At 63.0% G+C, this 20934-nt stretch carries 15 protein-coding genes and 1 pseudogene; all 16 read right to left on the minus strand.

The features are described from left to right. Positions 1 to 2: 2 nt before the first annotated feature. A complete protein-coding gene (locus M2335_RS15015) occupies positions 3 to 743 on the minus strand; it encodes a hypothetical protein (protein WP_264595193.1) in 741 nt (246 codons plus the stop codon). 2 nt (positions 744 to 745) lie between these two features. Next, complete coding sequence (locus M2335_RS15020) at positions 746 to 1432, minus strand: C39 family peptidase (protein ID WP_264592659.1); 687 nt, start codon at positions 1430 to 1432, stop codon at positions 746 to 748. An 8-nt stretch (positions 1433 to 1440) separates the two neighbouring features. After that, positions 1441 to 1788 (minus strand): hypothetical protein, encoded by a 348-nt coding sequence (locus M2335_RS15025; protein WP_264595194.1) that lies wholly within the window; start codon positions 1786 to 1788, stop codon positions 1441 to 1443. A gap of 67 nt (positions 1789 to 1855) precedes the next feature. After that, entirely contained in the window at positions 1856 to 3094 is a 1239-nt protein-coding gene (locus tag M2335_RS15030) for a hypothetical protein (protein WP_264595195.1), read from the minus strand. A 240-nt stretch (positions 3095 to 3334) separates the two neighbouring features. Next, positions 3335 to 4453, minus strand: a complete 1119-nt coding sequence (locus M2335_RS15035) for a helix-turn-helix transcriptional regulator (RefSeq protein ID WP_264595196.1) — start codon at positions 4451 to 4453, stop codon at positions 3335 to 3337. 312 nt (positions 4454 to 4765) lie between these two features. Next, positions 4766 to 5031: pseudogene (locus M2335_RS15040) on the minus strand (DksA/TraR family C4-type zinc finger protein). Between the two features lie 603 nt (positions 5032 to 5634). After that, positions 5635 to 6795: an alpha/beta hydrolase family protein gene (locus tag M2335_RS15045; protein WP_264595197.1), complete on the minus strand. Its 1161-nt coding sequence runs from the start codon at positions 6793 to 6795 to the stop codon at positions 5635 to 5637. Positions 6796 to 6798: 3 nt separating this feature from the next. Next, entirely contained in the window at positions 6799 to 7701 is a 903-nt protein-coding gene (locus M2335_RS15050) for a VOC family protein (RefSeq protein WP_264595198.1), read from the minus strand. 13 nt (positions 7702 to 7714) lie between these two features. Continuing rightward, positions 7715 to 8830, minus strand: coding sequence for an FAD-dependent oxidoreductase (locus tag M2335_RS15055; protein WP_264595199.1), 1116 nt, complete (start codon positions 8828 to 8830; stop codon positions 7715 to 7717). A 191-nt stretch (positions 8831 to 9021) separates the two neighbouring features. Continuing rightward, a complete protein-coding gene (locus M2335_RS15060; RefSeq protein WP_264595200.1) occupies positions 9022 to 9927 on the minus strand; it encodes a LysR family transcriptional regulator in 906 nt (301 codons plus the stop codon). Positions 9928 to 10050: 123 nt separating this feature from the next. Beyond that, the gene (locus M2335_RS15065) at positions 10051 to 11034 is read right to left on the minus strand and encodes a creatininase family protein (RefSeq protein WP_264574348.1); all 984 of its coding nucleotides are present in this window, start codon (positions 11032 to 11034) and stop codon (positions 10051 to 10053) included. 27 nt (positions 11035 to 11061) lie between these two features. Next, the gene (locus tag M2335_RS15070) at positions 11062 to 12624 is read right to left on the minus strand and encodes a carboxylesterase/lipase family protein (RefSeq protein WP_264595201.1); all 1563 of its coding nucleotides are present in this window, start codon (positions 12622 to 12624) and stop codon (positions 11062 to 11064) included. 34 nt (positions 12625 to 12658) lie between these two features. After that, positions 12659 to 15586: a TonB-dependent receptor plug domain-containing protein gene (locus M2335_RS15075; RefSeq protein ID WP_264595202.1), complete on the minus strand. Its 2928-nt coding sequence runs from the start codon at positions 15584 to 15586 to the stop codon at positions 12659 to 12661. 260 nt (positions 15587 to 15846) lie between these two features. After that, entirely contained in the window at positions 15847 to 17250 is a 1404-nt protein-coding gene (locus M2335_RS15080; protein WP_264595203.1) for a neutral/alkaline non-lysosomal ceramidase N-terminal domain-containing protein, read from the minus strand. Between the two features lie 30 nt (positions 17251 to 17280). Further along, the gene (locus M2335_RS15085; RefSeq protein WP_264595204.1) at positions 17281 to 18141 is read right to left on the minus strand and encodes a sugar phosphate isomerase/epimerase family protein; all 861 of its coding nucleotides are present in this window, start codon (positions 18139 to 18141) and stop codon (positions 17281 to 17283) included. A 43-nt stretch (positions 18142 to 18184) separates the two neighbouring features. Beyond that, a complete protein-coding gene (locus M2335_RS15090; RefSeq protein WP_264595205.1) occupies positions 18185 to 20890 on the minus strand; it encodes a glycoside hydrolase family 2 TIM barrel-domain containing protein in 2706 nt (901 codons plus the stop codon). Positions 20891 to 20934 lie beyond the last annotated feature (44 nt).

Genomic DNA, 20934 nt, shown 5'->3' on the forward strand with positions numbered 1-20934 from the left:
CTTCAACGAATAAGATCCCGCGTCGCGTCAAGCGCCATGCTGTCGATCCTCGGCATGGCCGAGCCGACGGTCGCGGGCGTGGCGTTCATCAGATCGAGGTTGATCGTCGTGCTGGTCTCGATCGCACGGTTGTTACCGCTGTTGAGGAGCACACTGCCCAAGGCCTGCCCAAACACGTGGCTGACCTCCAGATCCTGCTTCGACAAGGTCACCTTGAAACCGCTGCCTAGCCGGTCGAGCCCGACCGTGCCGTTCTGGGTCTGCGCGCGATCGCCCGGGCCTAGCGGGAGTGGTGTCGATCCATCGGGGCTGAGGCCGATCTCCGCCTGCTCGCCCGTACTCACGGTGACGGCGCCGACGCTCGGACGATAGCTCCGCTCGACGAGCGAGACACCGCTCTCGCGGTCGAAACTGACCCAGACATCACCCGGGTTGCCCGCGTGTTGCGAGGGGCCGCTGGTGCCTGGCGCATCGGGCTGCCTTGTCGACTGTGGCGCGTAGATGGCAAGGCGCGGCGCGCCCTGATCGACGGTGAAGACACTGCGCAGGAGCAATTGCCCGTCGACGCTCGTATCGGTCTGTACGGCCATGGCGACTTCCACACCGTTGGGGAGGAGGAATTTGCCGCGGCTTTCGGCAAGAACATCCTCCGCAACCGGCTCGTGTCCCTCGACCGGCGGTTGCGCGAAGACGGGGTTGCAGAGGACAACTGCTGCAACGGCCGAGATGAGATGGCGGTTCATGGCTAGAAGTCCCTCATGAAGGGCGCAGTCAAAGCCAGTGCTTGCTGGCTGAGCGGCTGAACGAATGCGGCGCCGACCGGTGCGCGGGAGAAGGCCGCCCACTGCCGATCCCCATTAAAGGCGCTGCGCCCCACCGCAGTATCCTCGCCGATCACGAAATAAATGCCGTTCCAAGCGCGCTGGAACGCGGGTCGCGACATGGTGCGCAGACCGAGCGCCGGATCTCCGATCAGCAGCTCCTCCGCGCTGATGCCTTTGACCACGACGAAATGGCGGTAGCCGTTCGCCTCGATCAACGCGATGCCGGGCACGCCTGCCGCAGCGACCTGATCGAGCGAGACCTTGTATCCGTCCGCGCTGAGGCCGGCATTGGCAAGATAGCGCTTCATGTCGAGCAAGGAAAATCCGAGCCGGGTAATCTGCGCACGGTCTCCCACGCGCCACATGCCGTTGAACACGTCGGCTTCCGCCCTGCTCCGGCGATAATGATAAGTCAGCAACGTGGCGAGCGCAGCCGAACCGCAACTGAAATCATATTGCTGCCGAACAACCGTCAAAAATCGCCGGTCCTCGAACGACGTGACAGGCGGCGCGACATCTCCAAGACCCGCCGCTCCGAGCTGGAACGTCGGTCCTCCGCTCACCTGCGCACTGCAGCCGGAGAGCAGCATGAGTGCGGCAAGGAGCATGCGCGCCATTATTGTGCGGGCAGCAGGGCGATGTTGACGTTCATCGAAGCATTGATCGCGACGTTGTTGCCGGAATTGGCATTGATGATCGCGAGGCCGGAAAGGTTCTGGAATGCGTTCCCATCGATGGCCACCGCCCCGGTCACGGAATTGCCGCTCACACTGCTGTCCGATACGGCGGCGACATGCTCGGACTGGGCGATCTGGTTGAGATCCGCGCGGCCCGTCACCTGCTCGAGCGTGGCGACGTCGACGGGCGGCGCCGCGCCTTCAAATGGCGGTTGCGCAAGGGCAGCCGAGGCAAAACTGCCCGACAAGGTCACAAGCCATGCCCGGCGGAATAGAAATCGGTTCATGCATCCTCTCCCTTTACGATGTGAAAAGACTGGCCGGCGGTGGAGATCGCCGGCCAGTTGGAGAGGCTTAGCGAAGCGTGATGTCGCCCGCGGAGACCGCCACGCTGACCGACGCGTTCTGCGATGCGCCAACACCGGTGTTCTGGTTGACCGCCTGCATGCCAGCAAAGTTCTGGAATGCGCTGCCACCCGTGCGGATACTGTTATCAGCCACCGGGGACTCGCCGCCACGACCGTCGAAGCTGACGCTCACGCCCGTGACATAGCTTGAGAGGTTGGCGCTGGCGACCAGGGCGCTGTCACCGAAGACGGAATCCGACTTGGCGGAACCGGCTGCGGTATCACCGCCGCTGAAGGCCCAGCTGTGATCGGAATTGTCCGAATTGTCTTCCCAGCTGTTGTTGCTGGCAACGGTGTTGGTCGAGCTGTCATCCTGAGAGGACATGTCGCGGCTGTCGGTTGCCGTGCCGCCATTGTTGGCCGCAACCTGCGCGCCCGAAGCGGAGCTGTTGTCCGACATGTCATGCGTGGACGAGTCATTGCCGCTGTCGGCCGTGTTCACCGAATTATTGGACATGTCGTTGCCGCTATCGGCGACGCTATTGTCCGTGGACGTGTTCGTGGTGGTGTTCGACGTCCAGGCGCTGTTGCCGCTGTCGGCGGTGCTCACCGAGTTGTTCGACATATCATTGCCGCTGTCGGAGACAGTGAGGCTGTTGTCGGACATGTCATTGCCACTGTCGGCAATATTGACGCTATTGTCGGTGTTGGTCGTGGCGTTGGACGTCCAGGCCGAGTTGCCGCTGTCGCTCGTCGTGGTTGTGGTGTTGCCGCTGTCGGCGGTGTTCACCGAGTTATTCGACATGTCGTTGCCGCTGTCCGCCACATCGACGCTGTTGTCGGTGTTGGTGGTGGCATTGGAGGTCCATGCCGAATTGCCGCTGTCGCTGGTGGTGGTTGTGGTGGCGCTATTGCCGCTGTCCGCCACGCTGTTGTCCGTGTTCGTGGTGGTGTTGGCCGTCCAGGCAGAATTGCCGCTGTCGGACGTCATCGTGTTGCCGCTGTCGGCGGTGTTGACCGAGTTGTTCGACATATCGTTACCACTGTCGGCAACGCTGTTATCCGTGTTGGTGGCCACGTTCGTGGACGTGTTTGCGGTCCAGGCGCTGTTGCCGCTGTCGCTGGTGGTGGATTCGGCCATCCAGCTGTTGTTGCCGCTATCGCTGATGGTGTTGCCGTCCTGCGCCAGCGCAGGGGATGCCGCGATAAGGGCGGCGGCCGAGGCCGTGATCAGTAGAGTTTTCATCGATTGTCGTCCTTTCAGGGTTCCCACGCCGCCCTCGGGGCTTTCCCCGATCGACGCATCGACTCCGCCTCCGCGGAGACCCACCCTGAATAGGTTAACGGCGAATTAACCTTCACCCCCACCAAACTATCTCTTCCCCCCTCATAGCGCTGTATGAGTAACCCTCATTTGGGGGTGAACGTGATAATTGTGAAGACGAGCGCAAGCCTAACAATAGTTATAGGGGAATCTGGATATAAATCAGAGCGTCGAGAAATGACCCAATGATGTTCGGGCAATGCTCGATAACATCACCCTGATAAGATCAGATTGCCGGTTTGTGGCCGTTTTTCCGAAGATTTGTTTTAAATAACTTCGGGCTGTGGCATCCGCTATTTTCATCTGGGCGGCAGCATCACTCAGCGCGAGGCCGCAAACCAGATGGTGGACCAGCTGACCCTCGGTCTTGGTGAGCCGATAGGCGTCGCAACAGCGCTGGAGCGCCAAGGTCACGTTCGTGTCCGAATCATAAATGCACAGAACGAAAGAGGGATCCGCAGAAATTTCCGGGCGCGTGAATGTCGGCGATAAAAGGGCCATGAGAGGCCGGCGATAATTCTTCCGGCTCAGGCTGATCAGCACCGCTTCGCCATCGTGCGACGCATGGTCCATGGCCGCGTGCAGCTTCGTGGTCTCGCCGCGATTGACGGCAACAAGGGAATAGCGCGACTTGTGCACGACATCCCGCTTCTGGAACATCAGCGTGGCGACGGCATTCTCGCCGATCACCGCTCCATGGCCGTCAAGAATGATAATCGCCACGTCGCTCAGGTCGAGCGCCGACTTATAGGCGATCAAGGCCCGCTGCTGGCTTCGCGCATGCAGCCAGAGACGAAAATAGCCCGCAAGCACGGGCTGCAGCTTCTTGGCCATCTGCTCGGCGGCGAGCCGCTGGACCATGTTGGCATGGCGGTAAAGCGCCGTGAGGATCAGGCGCAGCCCACCATGTTCTGCCACGGCCAAGGTCATAGCACGCTTCGCTTCCTCGACCTGCGTCAGTTCGTGCCAAGCAACACGCGCACCTTGGCCGGTATAATGAAGCGCGTCGGTATCCTGGCAGGCGATCGCAACCGCCAAGTGCGGATCGGAGAGCAAGGCGCGGTTGGGGCTCACTCGCGCAAGCAGCTCTGGGCTATTATCGTCGCGATGAAGGGAAAGAACCGCCTCATCCGCAAAGACGCGACCGGCGAACTTGCTCAGTATCCAGTCCAGATCGTCTGCAACCCGGTCAGATTGTCCGTCCTGATCGATCGGGCGCCCACCGTCCGGCTCTGCAAATATGCGGTCTGCGGCCACCTCGGTCTTCGATATCGTGACCATTCCTCCCCCTCAACCCACCATTGTATGGCATGCGCGTTAACCACAATGCGTGGGGGGCTGATTTGGCTCCGCTATCGCGGGATTGAGACTGCCCCGATTTGGTACATATCTGAAATTTGAGGATTTCATGCCGGCAATGCCCATCAATAACCGATCATCCGGTAATGGGGACGCTACAATTCTGGCGAAACGACATTTACGTTATTAATGAACGGCCGCTTCTGAACTCCAGCATTTGTACGCTAAATGTTTGCTAAATTGGCGACTGCGGCCAGCAGTGCCCCGATGGCGTGAGATTTTGACCGCTCACCATCAGCGCAGTTGGCTATCCTTACTGCCGCGCCGGTTGATGCAAGGAAAAAGCCCGGTGCTTGTCGCGGCCAGACTGGCAGGCCACGCATGTCCGGGCACCGGGCAGAGCTTCGCGGCGTGCCTGCGGGATTGGCTCTCCACCTTCCCTCACAATCGGCGCGACCCGAACCTGCCGGCATACGAGCACGCGCTGTTGCCAGCGCGTCTTTCACGCTGTCCTCGATTTGGTTCTGAACAGCGCCCTCGAGCGCCCAGCCATTGGCCATGCGTACTCGATCCTGCGCAATTGGAGGTTGAGGGACCGTTATAGGAATGCGGCGGCCTCATTTCATCCTCGCAGCGTCTTCGGACAGACCTCCGCTGGTGCGCAGCAGTCTCACAATGCCATTATAGGCGGCGTGCAATCCCTGATTGCGCCCAGTCTCATGGTCCGATTCTGCCACTTCCCAGAACGCGACCAGCCATCCGTCCGGGCAGCGCTCGCGAGCACCCACAGCGCGAGCGCGACCCCCACGGGTCTCCACCTTGCCCTTCGCGGCCGTTGCGTCACGCAAAACATTCAGCGCGCGCTCGATAGTCCTCATATTGTGGGGTGCATCCTCAATGGAAACCATGGATAAAATGCGTACGATGTCTTCCTGACTCTCGGCCGTGCCGAAAGGAGGCGAGCCTGCGCCGGTCCGCTCTCGAACCTTAAACGATTTGCACCGACAATAGACCGACCCGCCGTACCTCGCAGAACTTAGTCCCCTTATCGCGCTCCCAACCTGCTGGATGCGGAAACAAGACATTCTAACAGGAGGTATGGCGACTTGCGAAAACGACGGGCGGCGGGAAGCGACGTCAGCACCCGACGAAGTTTTTTTCGATCAATCGGTATGGCCACCCAGCGTCTCGGCGAACCAGTCAGCAATATAATCGCGCCCGTAAGACATATTGTCAGCGCCGACATGCTCCACCCCGCCTTCGCGCTCGGTGAAGATCTTGAGTTCGCGCCGGGGGCTGTTGACCAGTTGCGCGTAGCAGTCATGGGCATATTCCACGCTGATTTGGCGGTCATGTGCGCCGTGGGTGACCAGGAAGGGCACGCGCACGCCATCCATGCGGCCATTGAGGTTCATGTCCTCGGATTTAGCGAGGAAATCCTCCATGTCTGTCGCACCGAATGCCCAGAACACATGCGCCCAGTAGTGCGGTACGGGGTTCTCGCCTTCGCGGCGGATGCGCTTGTCCTGCACTTCCCGCCAATTGTGGTTGGCGCCCCAGCAGGCACCGCTGGCGAAGCGCGGCTCGAAGGCGACGGCGCGCGGCGCGAAGTGGCCGCCGAGCGAGATGCCCGTCATGCCGATGCGCTTGGGGTCGGCATCCGGCTGGGTCTCCAGCCAGTCGACGGCTTTTGATGCCCAGTTTTCGCTGTGCGGATCGACCGGCAGATTGTGCAGCCGCAGCGCCTCGCCGGTGCCGGGCTGATCGACGCAGAGCGTGGAGACACCGCGTCGGGCCAGCGCCTCGGGCAGGCGCGACCAGTAGAGCAGTTCTTTGCAGCTATCGAGGCCATTGCAGTAGACGACCACCGGCCGCGGCCCCTCGCCGAGCGCCCGCGTGTAGAGCGCCGACATCATGCTGCCATCGCCGAGCGGGATCTCCACCCGTTCGCGGTTGATCTTGCCGAGATCGGTCGACTGGGCGAAGATCGACAGCGCCCGGGCGTAGGTTTCCTCGCGCCCCGGGGAGCCATGGCCCTGCATCCGCTCCGCGACGAACAGGTAGAGCGCGGCCCGCTCCAGCTTCTCGGATGCCGAGATGGCCCGGCCCTTGGCGATGTCCTCATCGGCAAGGCTGACCAGCGTATCCGCCACGCGTACCCATTGCGCCATGAACTGCGGTGTGCCGGCGTCAGCGCCGCTGGCGGCGGCATCCTTGATCGGCTGGCACATATCCACGATTTCGCCGATGCGCCCGCCGCTCTCCAGCGCGATGGCGACCGAGAGGTTCCAGATGTAGTTGGGGAAATATTCGAACAACGCCACGGATCAGGCCTCCACTGCCACGAACAGGCCGGGATTGGCCTCCGGATGTGGCATGGTCTGCGGACCGCCGACGCCGATCCCCCACTGATCCATCACGCGCGGCGCGGGCACATGGACCTTGGGCTGATGCGTTTCGAAATCCACGTCTTCCAGCTCCGCCGTATATTCCACCGCGAAGCCTGAGGGCGTGACAAAGTAGGAGAAGGTATTGTCGCCGGCCGTATGGCGCCCCGGCCCCCAGCGAATATCGGTCTTGTTCTGCTTGAGGCGGCTGATGCCCGCCATCATGCCGTCGACATCGGTCATGTCATAAGCAACGTGATTGAGGCAGGGCGGCCCAGGCAGCAGCGCGATGCGGTGATGCGCGCTGTTGCAGCGCAGGAAGCACATGAAGTCGCCAAGCCAGTCGGAAACCTTGAAGCCCAGGACATCGCAGAAGAAGCGCACGGCGGCCTGATGATCCGGCGAATGCAGCACGATGTGGCTGATCTTGACCGGCAGGCCTTCCCAGCGCGTGATCTCGCGCGCCTCGCCACGCGCGACATCGGACGAGACCTCCATCAGCAGGCCATCGGGCGTGAAGAAGCGGAAGCCATAGCCGCCGCCGGGCGTGGTCAAAGCCTGCGGCTCGCTCACCAGCTTGGCCGCCGAGGCCCGCACCCTTTCGCACAGCGCATCGACATCGGCGCGGCTATCGGCAGCCAGGGCGATCACATCGACACGGTTCTCGTCGCTGGGCCGCAGGCGGACGACATGATGCTCGTCATGCCCCTGCGTCTTGAACCACGCCATGCCATCGTCGCTGGGCACGCGCTCAAGGCCCCATTGGCTCTCATAGAAGCTGGACTCGGTGGCAAAATCGGTAACGGCATAGCCGACATAGCGAATTTCAGTGACGCGGCTCATCTTCAGTTCCTTTTCAAATCGGCCCGGCGGTGCGCTCAAACATCTCGGCGGTGGCCTTGGCGTTGTCGACAGGCGGGCCTTTTCCGATCTGACCCATGCAAATGGCGAGGCTGGCGCGCACGATGTAGGCGCAGCGCTCGAAGCGGCGATCATGATAAGCCGCGAACGCTTCTTCGACGGAGGCGTGACGGGCCAGCTCCTCGGCGAGCACGATACTGTCTTCGATCGCCATGCCGGCGCCCTGCCCCAGATGCGGCGTGGTGGCGTGGACGGCATCGCCGATCAGCACCACCCGCCCCTTGCTCCACGGGCCTTCGACCAGCATGCCTTCCAGCGGACGATAGACGACCTCCTCGTCATCGACGATCTGCTCGGCCAGCGCCTGCAAGGCCGGGGCGCAGCCGGCGAGCTTGGCGCGCATCGCTGCAGCCAGGCCCTCGCGCGGATACCAGGGATTGCCCGGCTCCGGCGTGGTGACATACAGATACATGAGGTCCGGGCTGATCGGCACGAGACCGGCGCCAATCGGCCCGTTATAGACCTGCAGCGCATCGAGATCGGCCGGGCGCGGGAGATTATAGCGCCACACGGCCTGCCCTGTGAACTGCGGTTTTTCCGCGTCCGGCAGGATCATCTCACGCGTCTTGGAAAAGACGCCATCCGCGCCGATCACCAGATCGAAACGACCTGCGCTGCCATCCGAGAACGCCACCTCGACGGCGTCATCCCCGTCGCTGATCGCTTGCGCCGTCACGCCCAGGCGGATCTCGGCGCCGGCGCCTTGTGCCGCATCGCCCAGCACCTTCTGGAGCTGCCTGCGGCCGACACCGAGATTGGCGGGATAATCCGGCAGCAGGCGCGGCGATGGCACCCGCGCCACCTGAACGCCATTGGGCGCGAACACCTCGACGGCATCGAAACCGACGCCGGCCGCGGCATAGTCGTCCAATATGCCCAGCATGTGCGCCGCGCGCAGGACATTGCCCTGCTGGATGATGCCGACCCCATAGACGCTCCAGCTGGGATCACGCTCGATCACCGTTACGGAGAACCCCTGCTTGCGCAGCGCGATGGCCGAGGTCAGGCCACCAATGCCGCCGCCGATGACGAGAATGTTCAGGCTCTGCATGGTCTATGTCCGATGATTATGTTGATGAGAGGGGCGAAGCGCGGATGCAGGCACAGCATGTGCGGCAGCTTTCGACCTCCCTCTCCGCGCGCATGACAGCCCCGAAGCGGGCCTTGGGCCTGTTCTATCGTCGCGTAGAAAATCTGAAAAATGAATTGTTCAGATACAGTTCCATCAAGATTATGGATAGGTCATTCGGTGTGGAGGATATGGTGCATCTGCCGCACCAGCCAGAGTATCCCGGCGTCATTCGCACGGGCGGCATGATATTGGACCATTTCCCGAAGCGGCGGCAGGCCAAGGGGATCCGGGCGCACGACGATGGGCAATTGATCGATAAAGGCATCCGCGAGCCGCTTCTGCAGGAAGGACACGCGCATCGTCCCCACGATCAGGCTGGGCACGCTGGAAAAGCTGTTCGTCGTGAGTTCCGTGCGCTGCTTGTCCTGCTGCGGAAAAACCTGCTGCTCTGCAAAAGTGCTCTCGCGCGACTGGCCGAAGCGAACGGCGACATGGCCCAGCGAGAAGAGCGTCTCGCGATCCAGCGGCCCCGCCAGCGCCGGATTGCCCGCCCAGCCGATGACGACATGCTCATCTTCCAGCAGCATCTCGCTGGGGTGCGCGGAGGATAGATATTGCTCGGGGCAGATGACCAGATCGACCTCGCCCTTCTCGAGAAAGCTCGTCGCGTCAGGCCCTGTCGGGTAGACATCGATGCGGATGCCCGGCGCGATCGTCCCGAGGCTGCGCATCAGCGGGCCGATCAGCACAGTCATCATATAATCCGACACGCTGATGCGGAACCGACGGTTGGAGATCGCCGGATCGAACGTGCTGGATGTCGACAGGATCTGGTCCGCTTGCTCGATCAACTGGGAGACCAGCGGTTGGAGGCTCTCGGCATAAGCGGTCGGGACCATGCGGCGGCCAACCTGGACCAGCAGGTCATCCGCAAAATATTCGCGCAGACGGGTCAATGCCGCGCTCATGGCCGGCTGGCTGATATTGACCCGCGCCGCAGCACGCGAGACGCTGCGTTCATCGAGCAATACGCTGAGCGCGTAGAGCAGGTTGAGATCAAGGCCCTTGAACCGCATGGCCGGACCCATCTCATGTCGGCAGCGCGCTGGCCAGCGCAATCCCTGCCACTTTGTTGAACAGCGCGCATTTGATTGTGGCGATCGCCCCGCCGTTCCCGGGCGGGGCGGTGCCGTCCGCCTTTAGCGACCTCTGCCGGGCAAAAGATCGCCATATTTCTTCTCGAGCTTCTTGGTGAACTCGTCGCGCTTGCGCAATTCGGTGAGCAGGCCGTTCACGTCGAAGGAGGCGACCTGGGAGCGAATAAGGTCGGCCCCCTCCCGCCCCCACTGCGCCCGCTCCTGTTCGGTCACCGGCTTGACGAAGCCCCCGTGCAGCACCGCGTCGGGATAGAAACTGCCGGCAGGCGTGCCGCTGAACGGAGGGACATAGCGCGACACGGCACTGGGATCGCGCTCGATCTCATGCTCAGGTTGGCTGAGGCCGACCGGCATATCGTTGAGACGGCCGACCAACTGATAAGCGCCATAGCTCACCAGGTTGCGGCCATTGGGCGGACCGTCACCGAAGCCGGGGCGCGGCTGACCCGGCTCCGACTTGCGGACCATGTCCGTCCCCATCCACAGCACCGGAACATGCTCTTCATCGAAAATTTCGCGGACCAGCGGCAGCATGGTCTGCTGGGACGGGCCGTGCGAGGTAAGGAAAATAATGCGACGGAATCCCTGACGAATGAGCGAGCGGGTCAACGCTTTGAGGTAGGGCAGACTGTCGGATGTCGAGACATACACCGTGCCCCGACTGGTCGTCGTCCCGCCGGGATAGAAATAAGCGAGGTAGGGCATCACGAGCCCGTCCGCTTTCTCGGCCAGTTCCTGCGCATAAGCGAGGGGGATGACATATTCGACATCCGTCGGATTGCCGCCATTCTGCTCAACCGGGCCAACTGGCACGAAAATGACATCGTTGCGCTTGAGATAGTCTTCCACTTCCCACCCGGTCAGCGTCGTCATCAAACGCGAGCGCATCTTGGGTGCCGGCTTTGCTGCTGTCTGCTGCGCGCCGGCCTGGCTCTGGGCCAGCGCAGGCGCGGCTCCCGAGAAAAGCAGCGCGGCCAGACCGGCCAGGGACAGCGCTCTTACGGCAGGCTCAAATGGTCTCTTCATAACATCCTTGCTCCTCGTTGATATCGATCAGGGGAAAAGCCGGCAGATCTCGCCGCGCAGATCCGTCCCGAGTTCCACCGCGCCGGGGTGATCCGAGGAGAACCGCGCATAGGCGCGGCGATCCTTCTGGTAGGCCGGCCAAACGGGCAGCTTTGCGCCATTTGGATTTCCGGTCTTGGCGAAATTGGTCCAATATTCGACCATCAGATCAGAGAGACGGCGGTCGGCCGCCTTGTAATCGGCAGCCGAAAACCCCGTGGTCAGCAGATTGCCGAACACATAGGGCACCTCGAACGAATGCGCAGCGCCCCGCGCCTCACGGCCGGGCACGAACTGCTCGAACTGATAGTGCCAGACCGGCCCTCCCGCTCTTGCCGATGCTGCTGCGATCTGCACGGCGCCGCAGCGAAAGCTGCTGTCGGTCGAGAATTGCTCCGCCACCGTTCCCATCAGGCGATCGGGCGCCGGCGGCATCTCGGCGGACAAGCCATAAGCCGCGCGGGCCGCAGCCGCATTCGCACCGAACGCGCTGGCCATCGCAGCATCGAGCTTGTCCGGCGGCAGAACCGCCAGCCCTTCCCGCGCGTTGCTGCCGATCAGCAGCGGGATGGGCTTGCGCCGCTGGTCAGAGATGGCGTCCGTGGCGGCGCGGGTGATGATGTAGCCATCCTGCACTGGCGAGAAGCGCGCGCCGGATTGGCCAGCTGCCTGCGCCATCTCGATGACCGCCGCCGTATCCAGGCCACGCAAGGCCGATAGCGGGAGGCCGTTGGCGAAGCTCTCGCCCTCCCGCTCCGCATCGGCCATATTGAGGGGCGCAATGCTGCTACGCGCCGCGCCGCTCTGGATGATGGCGCGCGCGAACAGCCCGTCCGTCACATCGGAGGTCACCAGATCAAGAACGCTGGCGCCGCCGGCCGACTGACCAAACAGAGTGACATTGGCCGGATCACCGCCGAATTGCGCGATGTTCGCCGCAACCCATCGCAGCGCGGCGATCTGGTCTTCCAATCCGAAATTGCCGGAGGATTTATGGAGCGATTCTGCTGTCAGCTGTGGATGCGCGAAGAAGCCGAACGCGCCGAGCCGATAGTTGAGCGTGACCACGATGACCCCGTGCCGGGAGAGGGCAACGCCATCATAGGTCGGACTGCTGCCCATGCCGTTCTGAAAACCGCCGCCATGGACCCAGACCATGACCGGCAGCTTTGGCTCCGCCGACGCACGTGGCACCCAGATATTGAGGGTCAGGCAATCTTCGCTGCTGATGCTGGATACCGCGGTTTGCCCGCGCAGCGGCGCCTGAGCACAGGGTGGACCATAATGGTCGGCCTGCTTCACGCCGGCCCAGGCGCGCGGCGGGGCCGGTGATCGCCACCGCAGCTCTCCGACCGGCGGCGCCGCATAGGGCACGCCCAGATAGGCTGCCCCGGTTTCGGTGGCGACGCCCTGAATTTGCCCCTGTGCCGTCGCGACATGCAGTGCCGCCAGCCCGGGCACCTGAGCGTGAAGGAGGGAGGCAGATGAGAGCTCCAGACCCAGAATTGTCAGGCTCGTGCCGAGCCGTTTCATCCCTGCCAATGCGCGCATCTGCCCCTCCCACTGCAGTCAGTTTTCAGAACCTCTAGAGATCGAAGCGGACCCCGACCCTGAAGCTCTGGCCCAGCAGATCGTACCAGGCGTTGTTATTGACGGCGGGGAGCGGCGGCTCCTGGTTCAACAGGTTGTTGACCGTGCCATAGATCTGCACCTTCCGGTCTTGCGAACCCACATTGTAGGCCACGCTCAGGTTTACATAGCCGCGCGCTGGGACGATGTTGTTGTTGATGCTGTTGATCAGCGTCGGGCTGTAGCCCGGCTCGTCCGGCCCGATGAAGGCGTTGTTGAACTTGCTCCGGCTGATCCAGCGGAAGTTGACGCTCGTTTCCAACCGCGTGCCGCGATAGGCGAGAGAAGTGTTCACCACCCACTTCGGCACGCCAGCTGTCCCGCCGAAGATCGCACCGGTCTGCCCGGCACGGTTCACACCATTGGGGTAGGCCAGCGAAACGTCGAAGGTCGAGCGATATTCCAGCGTGCGGGTGGCTTGTGCGCTGAGCGTGATGCGCCCTTGCGCACCGGCGAATATCTCATCGACCGGCTGCATGTAGGACAACGCCATGTCGATGCCGCGGGTCTTGAATTCGGCAAAGTTGGCGTTCTGCGCCAACACCGAGAGCACAGCGCCGTTCGCAGGATCGTTATTGGCGAAGGTGATCAGCGAGCAATAGGGGCTGCTCAGATCCGCCGTGCCCGTGCCCAGACAGTTGGTCAGCGACGTGCCCGCTCCGGTTGCGCCGATGGCGTCCTGGATCTTGATCTGGAAATAATCCGCTGAGATGTTCAGCCGCGACAGGAATTGCGGGTTGAACACAGCGCCTACACTAAACGTCTTGGCGATTTCCGGGGTCAGGCCGGCATTGCCGCCCGTGACGACGTCATACGCATAAGAGGGCTGCCCGGCGAACCCGGCGCGGGGATCGGCATAGATCGGGCGGGGCACAGTCGCCACGGCCGCTGTGAACAGTTCCGTCAGGCTGGGTGCGCGAATATCCCGCGAGAGCGTGCCCCGGAACAGAATGTCGGGGATCGGTTTCCAGACCAGACCCGCTTTCCACGTCGTCACCTCGCCGGAGACGCTATAGTCCGTCAGGCGGATGGCACCGTTGAATTCAAGCGAGCCCGTGACCCAGTCCGCACTCAACAGCGGAACGATCGTCTCGAGATAGGCCTCCTTGACCGACTGGCTTGCCTTCGGAAAATCGCGGGGTGCGCGTGCCATGAAGGCACCGGCCTGGCTCAGATCGTCTGCGTCGGTGACGAAGGTTTCACGCCGGTAAGAGGCGCCGACGCCTGCCGAAACTGGTCCCGCCCACAGCGCAAACAGATCCCCGTTAAGGTTGGCATTCGCCTCGAACAAGGTTGTTTCCGCCACTGCGTGGGTCGTGCCGAACGCGTAATTGTAGGCTGCCGGCGAATAGCTGGCACGCCCGAGAATGTTGATCGGCTGACAGCCGGCCGCGCGCGCCGCGGCATTTGCGCAGACGATCTGCCCGTTCAACGTGACGGCATTGACCGCGTTCAGGAAATTCGCGGTGATGGGCGTATTGGCCTGGTCCAGCGAGCTTCTGTTACGGCCATATTGAACGGCCGCATCCCACCGCCAGGAACCACCCAGTTCGCCGCGCAAGCCGCTGGACAGGCTGTAGGTCTTACTGGCGTTGCGCAGGATCGGCGGGCCGAAATCATTGCCGAGATAGCCGACCGTCAACGACCCGTTGGCGGGGATGAGCGCGAACTGGGCTGGCGTCAGCGCCTGCTGCAAATAGGGATTGTTGCGGCTGATCGAGAGGAAACCGGTCGTCCCGCCCGTCGCCGCTCTAATCTGGGCGCTGATATTCTGCGCCTCGGTGTTGGAGTAGAGTCCGCGCGCCCATAACGTCAGGCTGTCGGAGAGATCATATTCGGCATGTGCCGCGAGATTGTAGCGCTGCGTGTTGGCGCGGAGCACCTGATAGGGCGACACATTGGTTCCGCCGACCATGTTGGTGCCGATCTGGCCCTGATAGAGCCCGGCATTGAAGGGCGCAGTCGTCACGGTTCCGTTCGGCCCGACGACGAACTGCAGATTACGCAGCGCCGCTGGATTGCCGGCAGCGGTCGGGCTGATCAGGCCGCCCGTCGTCAGCATGCCGAAAATCACATCGTCGGTAATCAGGTTGGCCGGCAGTCCGGCGGCCCGGCTGTTCGGCAGCGTGACGCTGCTGACGTTCCGCCTTCCCCAGGGCCGCTTGTCATTGAAAAGATCGGTGCCGTCATTGCTGCCATATTCGCCGCCAATGACGAAACGCCCGCGACCGCCCGCGAACTGCGTTCCGAATGCAAGCGAGGCGAACATGTCATCGGCGTCGCCATATTTGGTCTGCCCCCATTGCACCGAACCCTTGACGCCATCCAGCCGGGTATTGAGCTGCAGGTTGAGCACGCCAGCAACGGCATCCGAGCCATAAGCCGCAGACGCGCCGCCCGTCACCACGTCGATGCGCTGGATCAGGGCCGAGGGAATGAGATTGAGATCGGTCGCGCCGGCCACCGCCGAGCCGGGCACATTGACGGCTGGCAAGCGCATCCGGTCCAGGAGGACAAGCGTGCGCACCGCGCCCAGGCCACGCAAATCGGCATTGTTCGCGCCGGAATTGCCGATGCCGCCGCTTTCCGGAGCCTGACTGCGCCGGAAGGACGGAACCTCGTTGATGACGTCGGCGACGTTAACCGCCGCCCTGTCCTGCAACAGCTCTGCGCCGATGACGACGGTCGGACTGGGCGCAATAAACCCTGCACGATCGATGCGCGAAGCGCTGACGATGATCTGCTCGACACCACCTTCTTCTTGCGACGATGCCGAAGACTGCGGCGCAGCGGTAGATGATGTTTGAGACTGAGCTATTGCCGCCATGGGCGTGGCGATGATTATCGCGCTGCCACCGGCAAGCATCCATGCTTTCAGGCGCACATTCCCTCTCCCTGTTTGCCCTTATTGGTTTTACCAGTTTGCACGACAATATAGCAATTGCAATGACAATTTGGTCAGCATGCCAGACAGAGAAGTGATGACTGCCCAGCCAAGAACAGTAGGACCAAAACCTTTACAAATATCAGATTTTACTAGGATTTTATTGCAGGATCGGTGGAATGGCATGGCCAACGGGATACCGACCGACATTTGCCTGACCAATAAATCGGGTTCAAATGAACGCCGACTCGCCCACCCCCTCATTTCAATTCGTCGATCATCTCGAGTGCGGATCTCACGATGGCGTCTTCGGCGCAGCCCGGCTGCAGGCGAGACCCAATGACCTGAAAGGTCAAATGCGAGCGCGCAGCGTCGGAATAAATATAGCCGGAATTGGCCGATCCGTTGGCCAGCGAGGTCATCATCAATTGCAAGCTAGGGGTGGAACGCTTGAGACGCGTGCCGATCTCGCTGTAGACCTCGCCATTGATCGCGCTGATATAGACCGGGCCGATCTTCAACATGCCCGCGCGGATCGTCACCGGCTCCCCGTCGGCATAGGGTGGAGCGGCGCCTTCCCGGACGGGATTGTCCCGGTCCAGCCGGTCTCGCCCCGGACATTGCAACTGCCTGACCGCGCCCGCAATCACCCCCTGCCGGCTGCGCGCCAACGTGCCGAAATGCATGAGATCAATCGCGCTCTCCCCGAGAAGCGCTCCCCCTGCCGCGACGATCTGGCTGACGTCCTCGACCGCAGCAAGATAGTCCGCCCGCCTTTGTGCTGGCACAGGGCTGCCCAACGCGGCCATACGGTCCGCCATCGACACTCCGGCGCTCGGCTGGCCCTCTGCCAGAACGCGCATGTCCGACGCGCCGGGCACGCCCGTGCGCACGCGACTTAATCTATTCTGCGCCCGCGTGAATCTGGGGTTCTGGTCACCGGAAGCGCCTTGCGCGAAAATTGCCACCGTGGCGTCGCCATAGCGCCGCTCGATATAGCGCGAGGCTTCGCCCGGCACGTCCGCGCTCACCACGCCCGACATGTAGAAATTGATCGGGTGCATGGCGTAGTTGAGATAGACGCCGATCGGTAGGCCATCCTCCCCCAGCGCTTCAAGAATTGCCAATGTCTTGTCGGATGGTCCGTCAGGATTGGCCCCCTGTGCCCAGCGGTTGTCCCGCAACAGGTCGCGATTGATGTTGAGGTCCACCTGCGTCGTGCCAAAGCCGATTGTGGCAGGCCGCAACGCGGCCTTGGCCATTGTCACCGCCTTGACGATGGCCAAGGCCGCGTCCGGCCCCGCACCCGCGCGCAAGCGCGACGAGCCGGATGCGCTATGCGTATGAGTGGCCGACACGACGAAATTCTCTTGCGGGCACCCCGTGATCTTTGCCGCTTGGGCGATCGCCTGCTCCGCGACCGCGTCGGATATGCCGATCAGATCGGCGCCGACAAGGACTGCGCAGTTCTTGTCATTGGCGATGACAAGGGCGCGGACGTAGAGGGGATCACGAATGATGTCGCCGGGGCTGAGCGTGGACGCATCGGGTGTAGTCTCGACTTTCGCCGCCCCCGCCTTCCACGCGCTATCCTGAGCGGCGGCCGGCCCCCATGCCGCAAAGGCGGTGGCGCCAAACAAAGCCGCGCGAACCAGAACTTTCATCACAGACCCCTCCCCTGAATGTGTCGGCTATCAGCGGTCCGAGACCGAGCCTCGCCGCACGCGCTGCACGAACACCGCGCCCCGGCCGGCGGCTGCAATCTCGTCCTCCGGCGCATCGACTTCGACATAGCCGATCGCGTTGGTCATCCTATCGAGCAGCGGTATCAGCCGCGCATAGTTCAATATGCCATCGCCCGGCGGGACCAGCCGGTCATGCTCCGATGGCCCGCGCGATGGATCGACATCCTTGAAATGCATGGCGAGGACGCGCGGCCCCAGCGCGCGGACGAGCCTCAGAGGCTCGGCGCCGCCCAAGGCGGCCCATGCCAGATCGATCTCGAAATCCACCTCGCCGGGCGCAAACCGCTCCGCGATCAACGCGAGCGGGGTCTTTCCCTCGAGCGGAACATGGTCCCAGCCGTGATTGTGGAAAACCAGACGCAGGCCTTCTTCATGTGCCGCGCGCGCAAGATCGTTTAGTCGCGGCAGCCACGCCTCGAACGCCGCGCGCGTCGTCTTGCCGGGGACCGCGCCCTCGAAGAACACCGGCGCGGCCGATTGCGCGACAATCGTTGCGCCGATCTTGCGCGCTGTGGCCATCTGCATTGCCGGCGCCACGCCGTAACCCAGCCGCACGACGCCGACCGACAGACCGGCATCCCGCACCATCGCGGCGACCTCGACCGGATCGGGCGCCGGCGGCTGGCGGGGGGAGAGCGCGGCGAGCGGGAAACCGAAATGGGTGTACCCCATCGCTTTGGCGGCCTTGAGGGTACCCGCATAGTCGCGCTGGAGCGCCTGCGCGACGGTGATGCTCGCCAGTCCGAGCGGCCTCGCTTCTGCCGCGGGCCGAACCAGCGAAGGCGTGCATCCTGCTGCGAACGCAGACACCGCGCCCGCCACTACAGCGCGACGGGCAACGCCAGAATCCGGCTCAGTTACCAACCGGTTCGACCTCAATGGCGGAAACCACCGCCTCGCCAACGGAAGCCTTGAACTGCAGCGTCAGCATCTGGCCCGTCACATCGACGTCGAACGTCTCACGCACGGCCGCGCGGACGGCGCCAGCCCGGGCGCGAATGTCATAGGCTTGCAGGACCGGCCTGCCATTGGCGGTGACGCTGAACCGCCGCTCGCCGACGCCCTTGTCTGGCTCCACAAAGCTCAGCGTGACGCGGTAACGGCCATCGGCGGCGGGGATTCGGTATTGGAACGCCTTCCCCTGCCGAAAACTCGCGACCACATCGCGCCGATCCGTTCCGCTAATCTCGGCGAGGACGGCCTGGCGGCCGCGTCCGCCGGGCTGATCGGTCGTGCCTGCCGTACCGCCGACGAAGAATTCATCCGAGCCGAACTTCACGTCCGCGCGCGCGGCGACGAGCGCGCCGCTGTCGATGCGGAAGCTGCGGGCCTGCGCCGGCGCGACGGTCCAGTCGATCCGATCCATGACCGGGCCGGACGGGAACACGCCACGGGCTTCGATGACATTGCCGCCCTGCTTCAGGCGCACGGCCGGCCATACGCATACACTGTCGGGGCAATCCTTCAGACCGCCCAGCGTGCGGCCATTCACCGTGAGCAGGGTCTCCGGGGCATTGCTGTAAACGCGAATGTCGGTGACGGGATAGGCGCGGTCCACATAGCGACGGCCGTTGATGTGGACGGTCGGCTTGTCGGACCAGTTCGCGCGATAGAAGTAGAAAATGTCCTTTCTGATTTTGCGATCATAGGTGACGATGCCCTTGGTATTGATGTCCTGCGCATCGCCCTCGCGCCGCACCGTCGAGCCGAAATCGAAGCCGTTCCACAGCCAGATGCCCCAAAGATCGCGCCGATCCTTGAGCACCTTCCAGCTCTGCTCATGATACCAGGAGAAGAAGGCTTCCGGCTGGGTCCGCCCAGCAGATTCAATCGGGCCGCCCAGCGGATTGTCCGATGCCATGTTGGCCGCGCCGCCAGCCCCGATCTCGCTGATCGAAATCGGCTGATCGGGTCGCTTGGCGCGCAGTTCATCGAGATGCGCGCCAAGCTGATCCGGCTCGCCATAATACCAGCCATAATAACGGTTGGCGCCGACGGCATCGACCGACTCCGCAACGGGCGGCACGTCGGGCATGCCTCGCCCTTCACAGCATTGCGCCAGCACGACCGGCCGTAGCGGATCGACCGATTTGGCCAGCGCGTTCAGCTCGTCAAGCAGCGGGCGCGGATTGGCCAGCACCTCCGGTGGGCGGCCCAGAAAGTCCGGCCGGCCCGGGCCGAAATCCACTTCATTGGCGATGCCCCACACCGCGACCGAGGCGTGATTGTAATTCTGCTTGATGAGATCCTGCAATTGCATCCGCGCATTCTCGCGAATGCCCGCCGGCGCTTCGGTCTGGTCGCGGGCATTGGTCCAGGCTGTCACCAGCGCGATCTCGTCCCACAGGATGAGGCCATAGCGGTCTGCGAGGTCGTGGATCGGCTGGCCGTGCTGATAATGGGCGAGGCGCAGGGAGTTGGCGCCCATATCCCGCATGATGTCCACCGTCTCTGCCACGTCCTTGGGCGTCATGGCCCAGTCGGCGGCTTCATTGTCCTGATGCAGCCCCACGCCGACGAGCGGCGTACGCTTGCCGTTGAGGAAAAAGCCCTCCTTCGGGTCGAGCCTCAGCGTGCGGATGCCGAAGGGCTGGTCCAGTGCATCGAGCAGTTCGCCGGTGGCAGACCGCATCTCGAAGCGCAGCGTGTGGAGATAGGGATCGGCCGTGCCGTTCCACAGATGTGGATTGGCGACGACCAGCGCGCCGCGCATCTCCCTGACCGCGCCAGCGGCCAGCTGCGCCGTCTCGCGCCATGTCGCGACCGCCTTGCCGCGATGATCGAGCAATTGCGCGTCGATCGTCACCGGCTGCGCGGAGGCGCTGTCGTTTCTGAGCCGCGCGAGCAGATCGATGGTCGCCCGACCGCTCTCGACGCTGCGGGTCGCGGCGTAGATGCCCGGCCCGCCATGATCGAGCATGTCGATATGGACCGGATTGGTCATGACGAGACTGACGGGCCGATACAGCCCGCCCCGCACAAAGAAATCGCCGGTCATCGGCAGCACGTCCTCAGTGCTGTTCCCCAGACGCGGCTGGGTGTTGTCGACTTTCACGTAGAGCGAATTGGGCTCGCCGAAGCGGATCACGCAGCTGGCATCCAGGCGGAAGCGACCGAACGGATTGCGATGCTCACCCAAGCGCACGCCATTCAGCCACACCTCGGCCGTCCGGCTGGCTGCATCGAATTCCAGAAAGGCGCGCTTGCCCGCATTCGCCGCGGCGGGCGTGAAGGTCAGCTGATACCAGCCGACGCCCTGGATCTTGTTGACTGTCTCCGCCGAATTCACATGCGTTTCCGGGTCGGAGAGATAATAGCCGACGCGATTCCAGCTGTGCGGCACCGAGACCGGCTTCCAGTTCTCCGGCTTCGGGTAATGCGCGGCGGGACCTGCCTCGCCGACCAGATTGAACTGCCAGCCGTCCGCCAGCGCCATTCTGGTGCGCACGTGCTCGCTGGCCTGATCGCTGGACGACACCGCGTCGCGGGCAAGCGATGGGGAGGCATGGCTCGTTGCAGCGAGCGCCAGAACCAGCGCCATCGATGTCATCATCCGCATATCTATCTCGCCTTCTTCATGTCCTAGTGCGCGTCTTCAGGCAG

Source organism: Sphingobium sp. B12D2B (assembly GCF_025961775.1).
Lineage (GTDB): Bacteria > Pseudomonadota > Alphaproteobacteria > Sphingomonadales > Sphingomonadaceae > Sphingobium.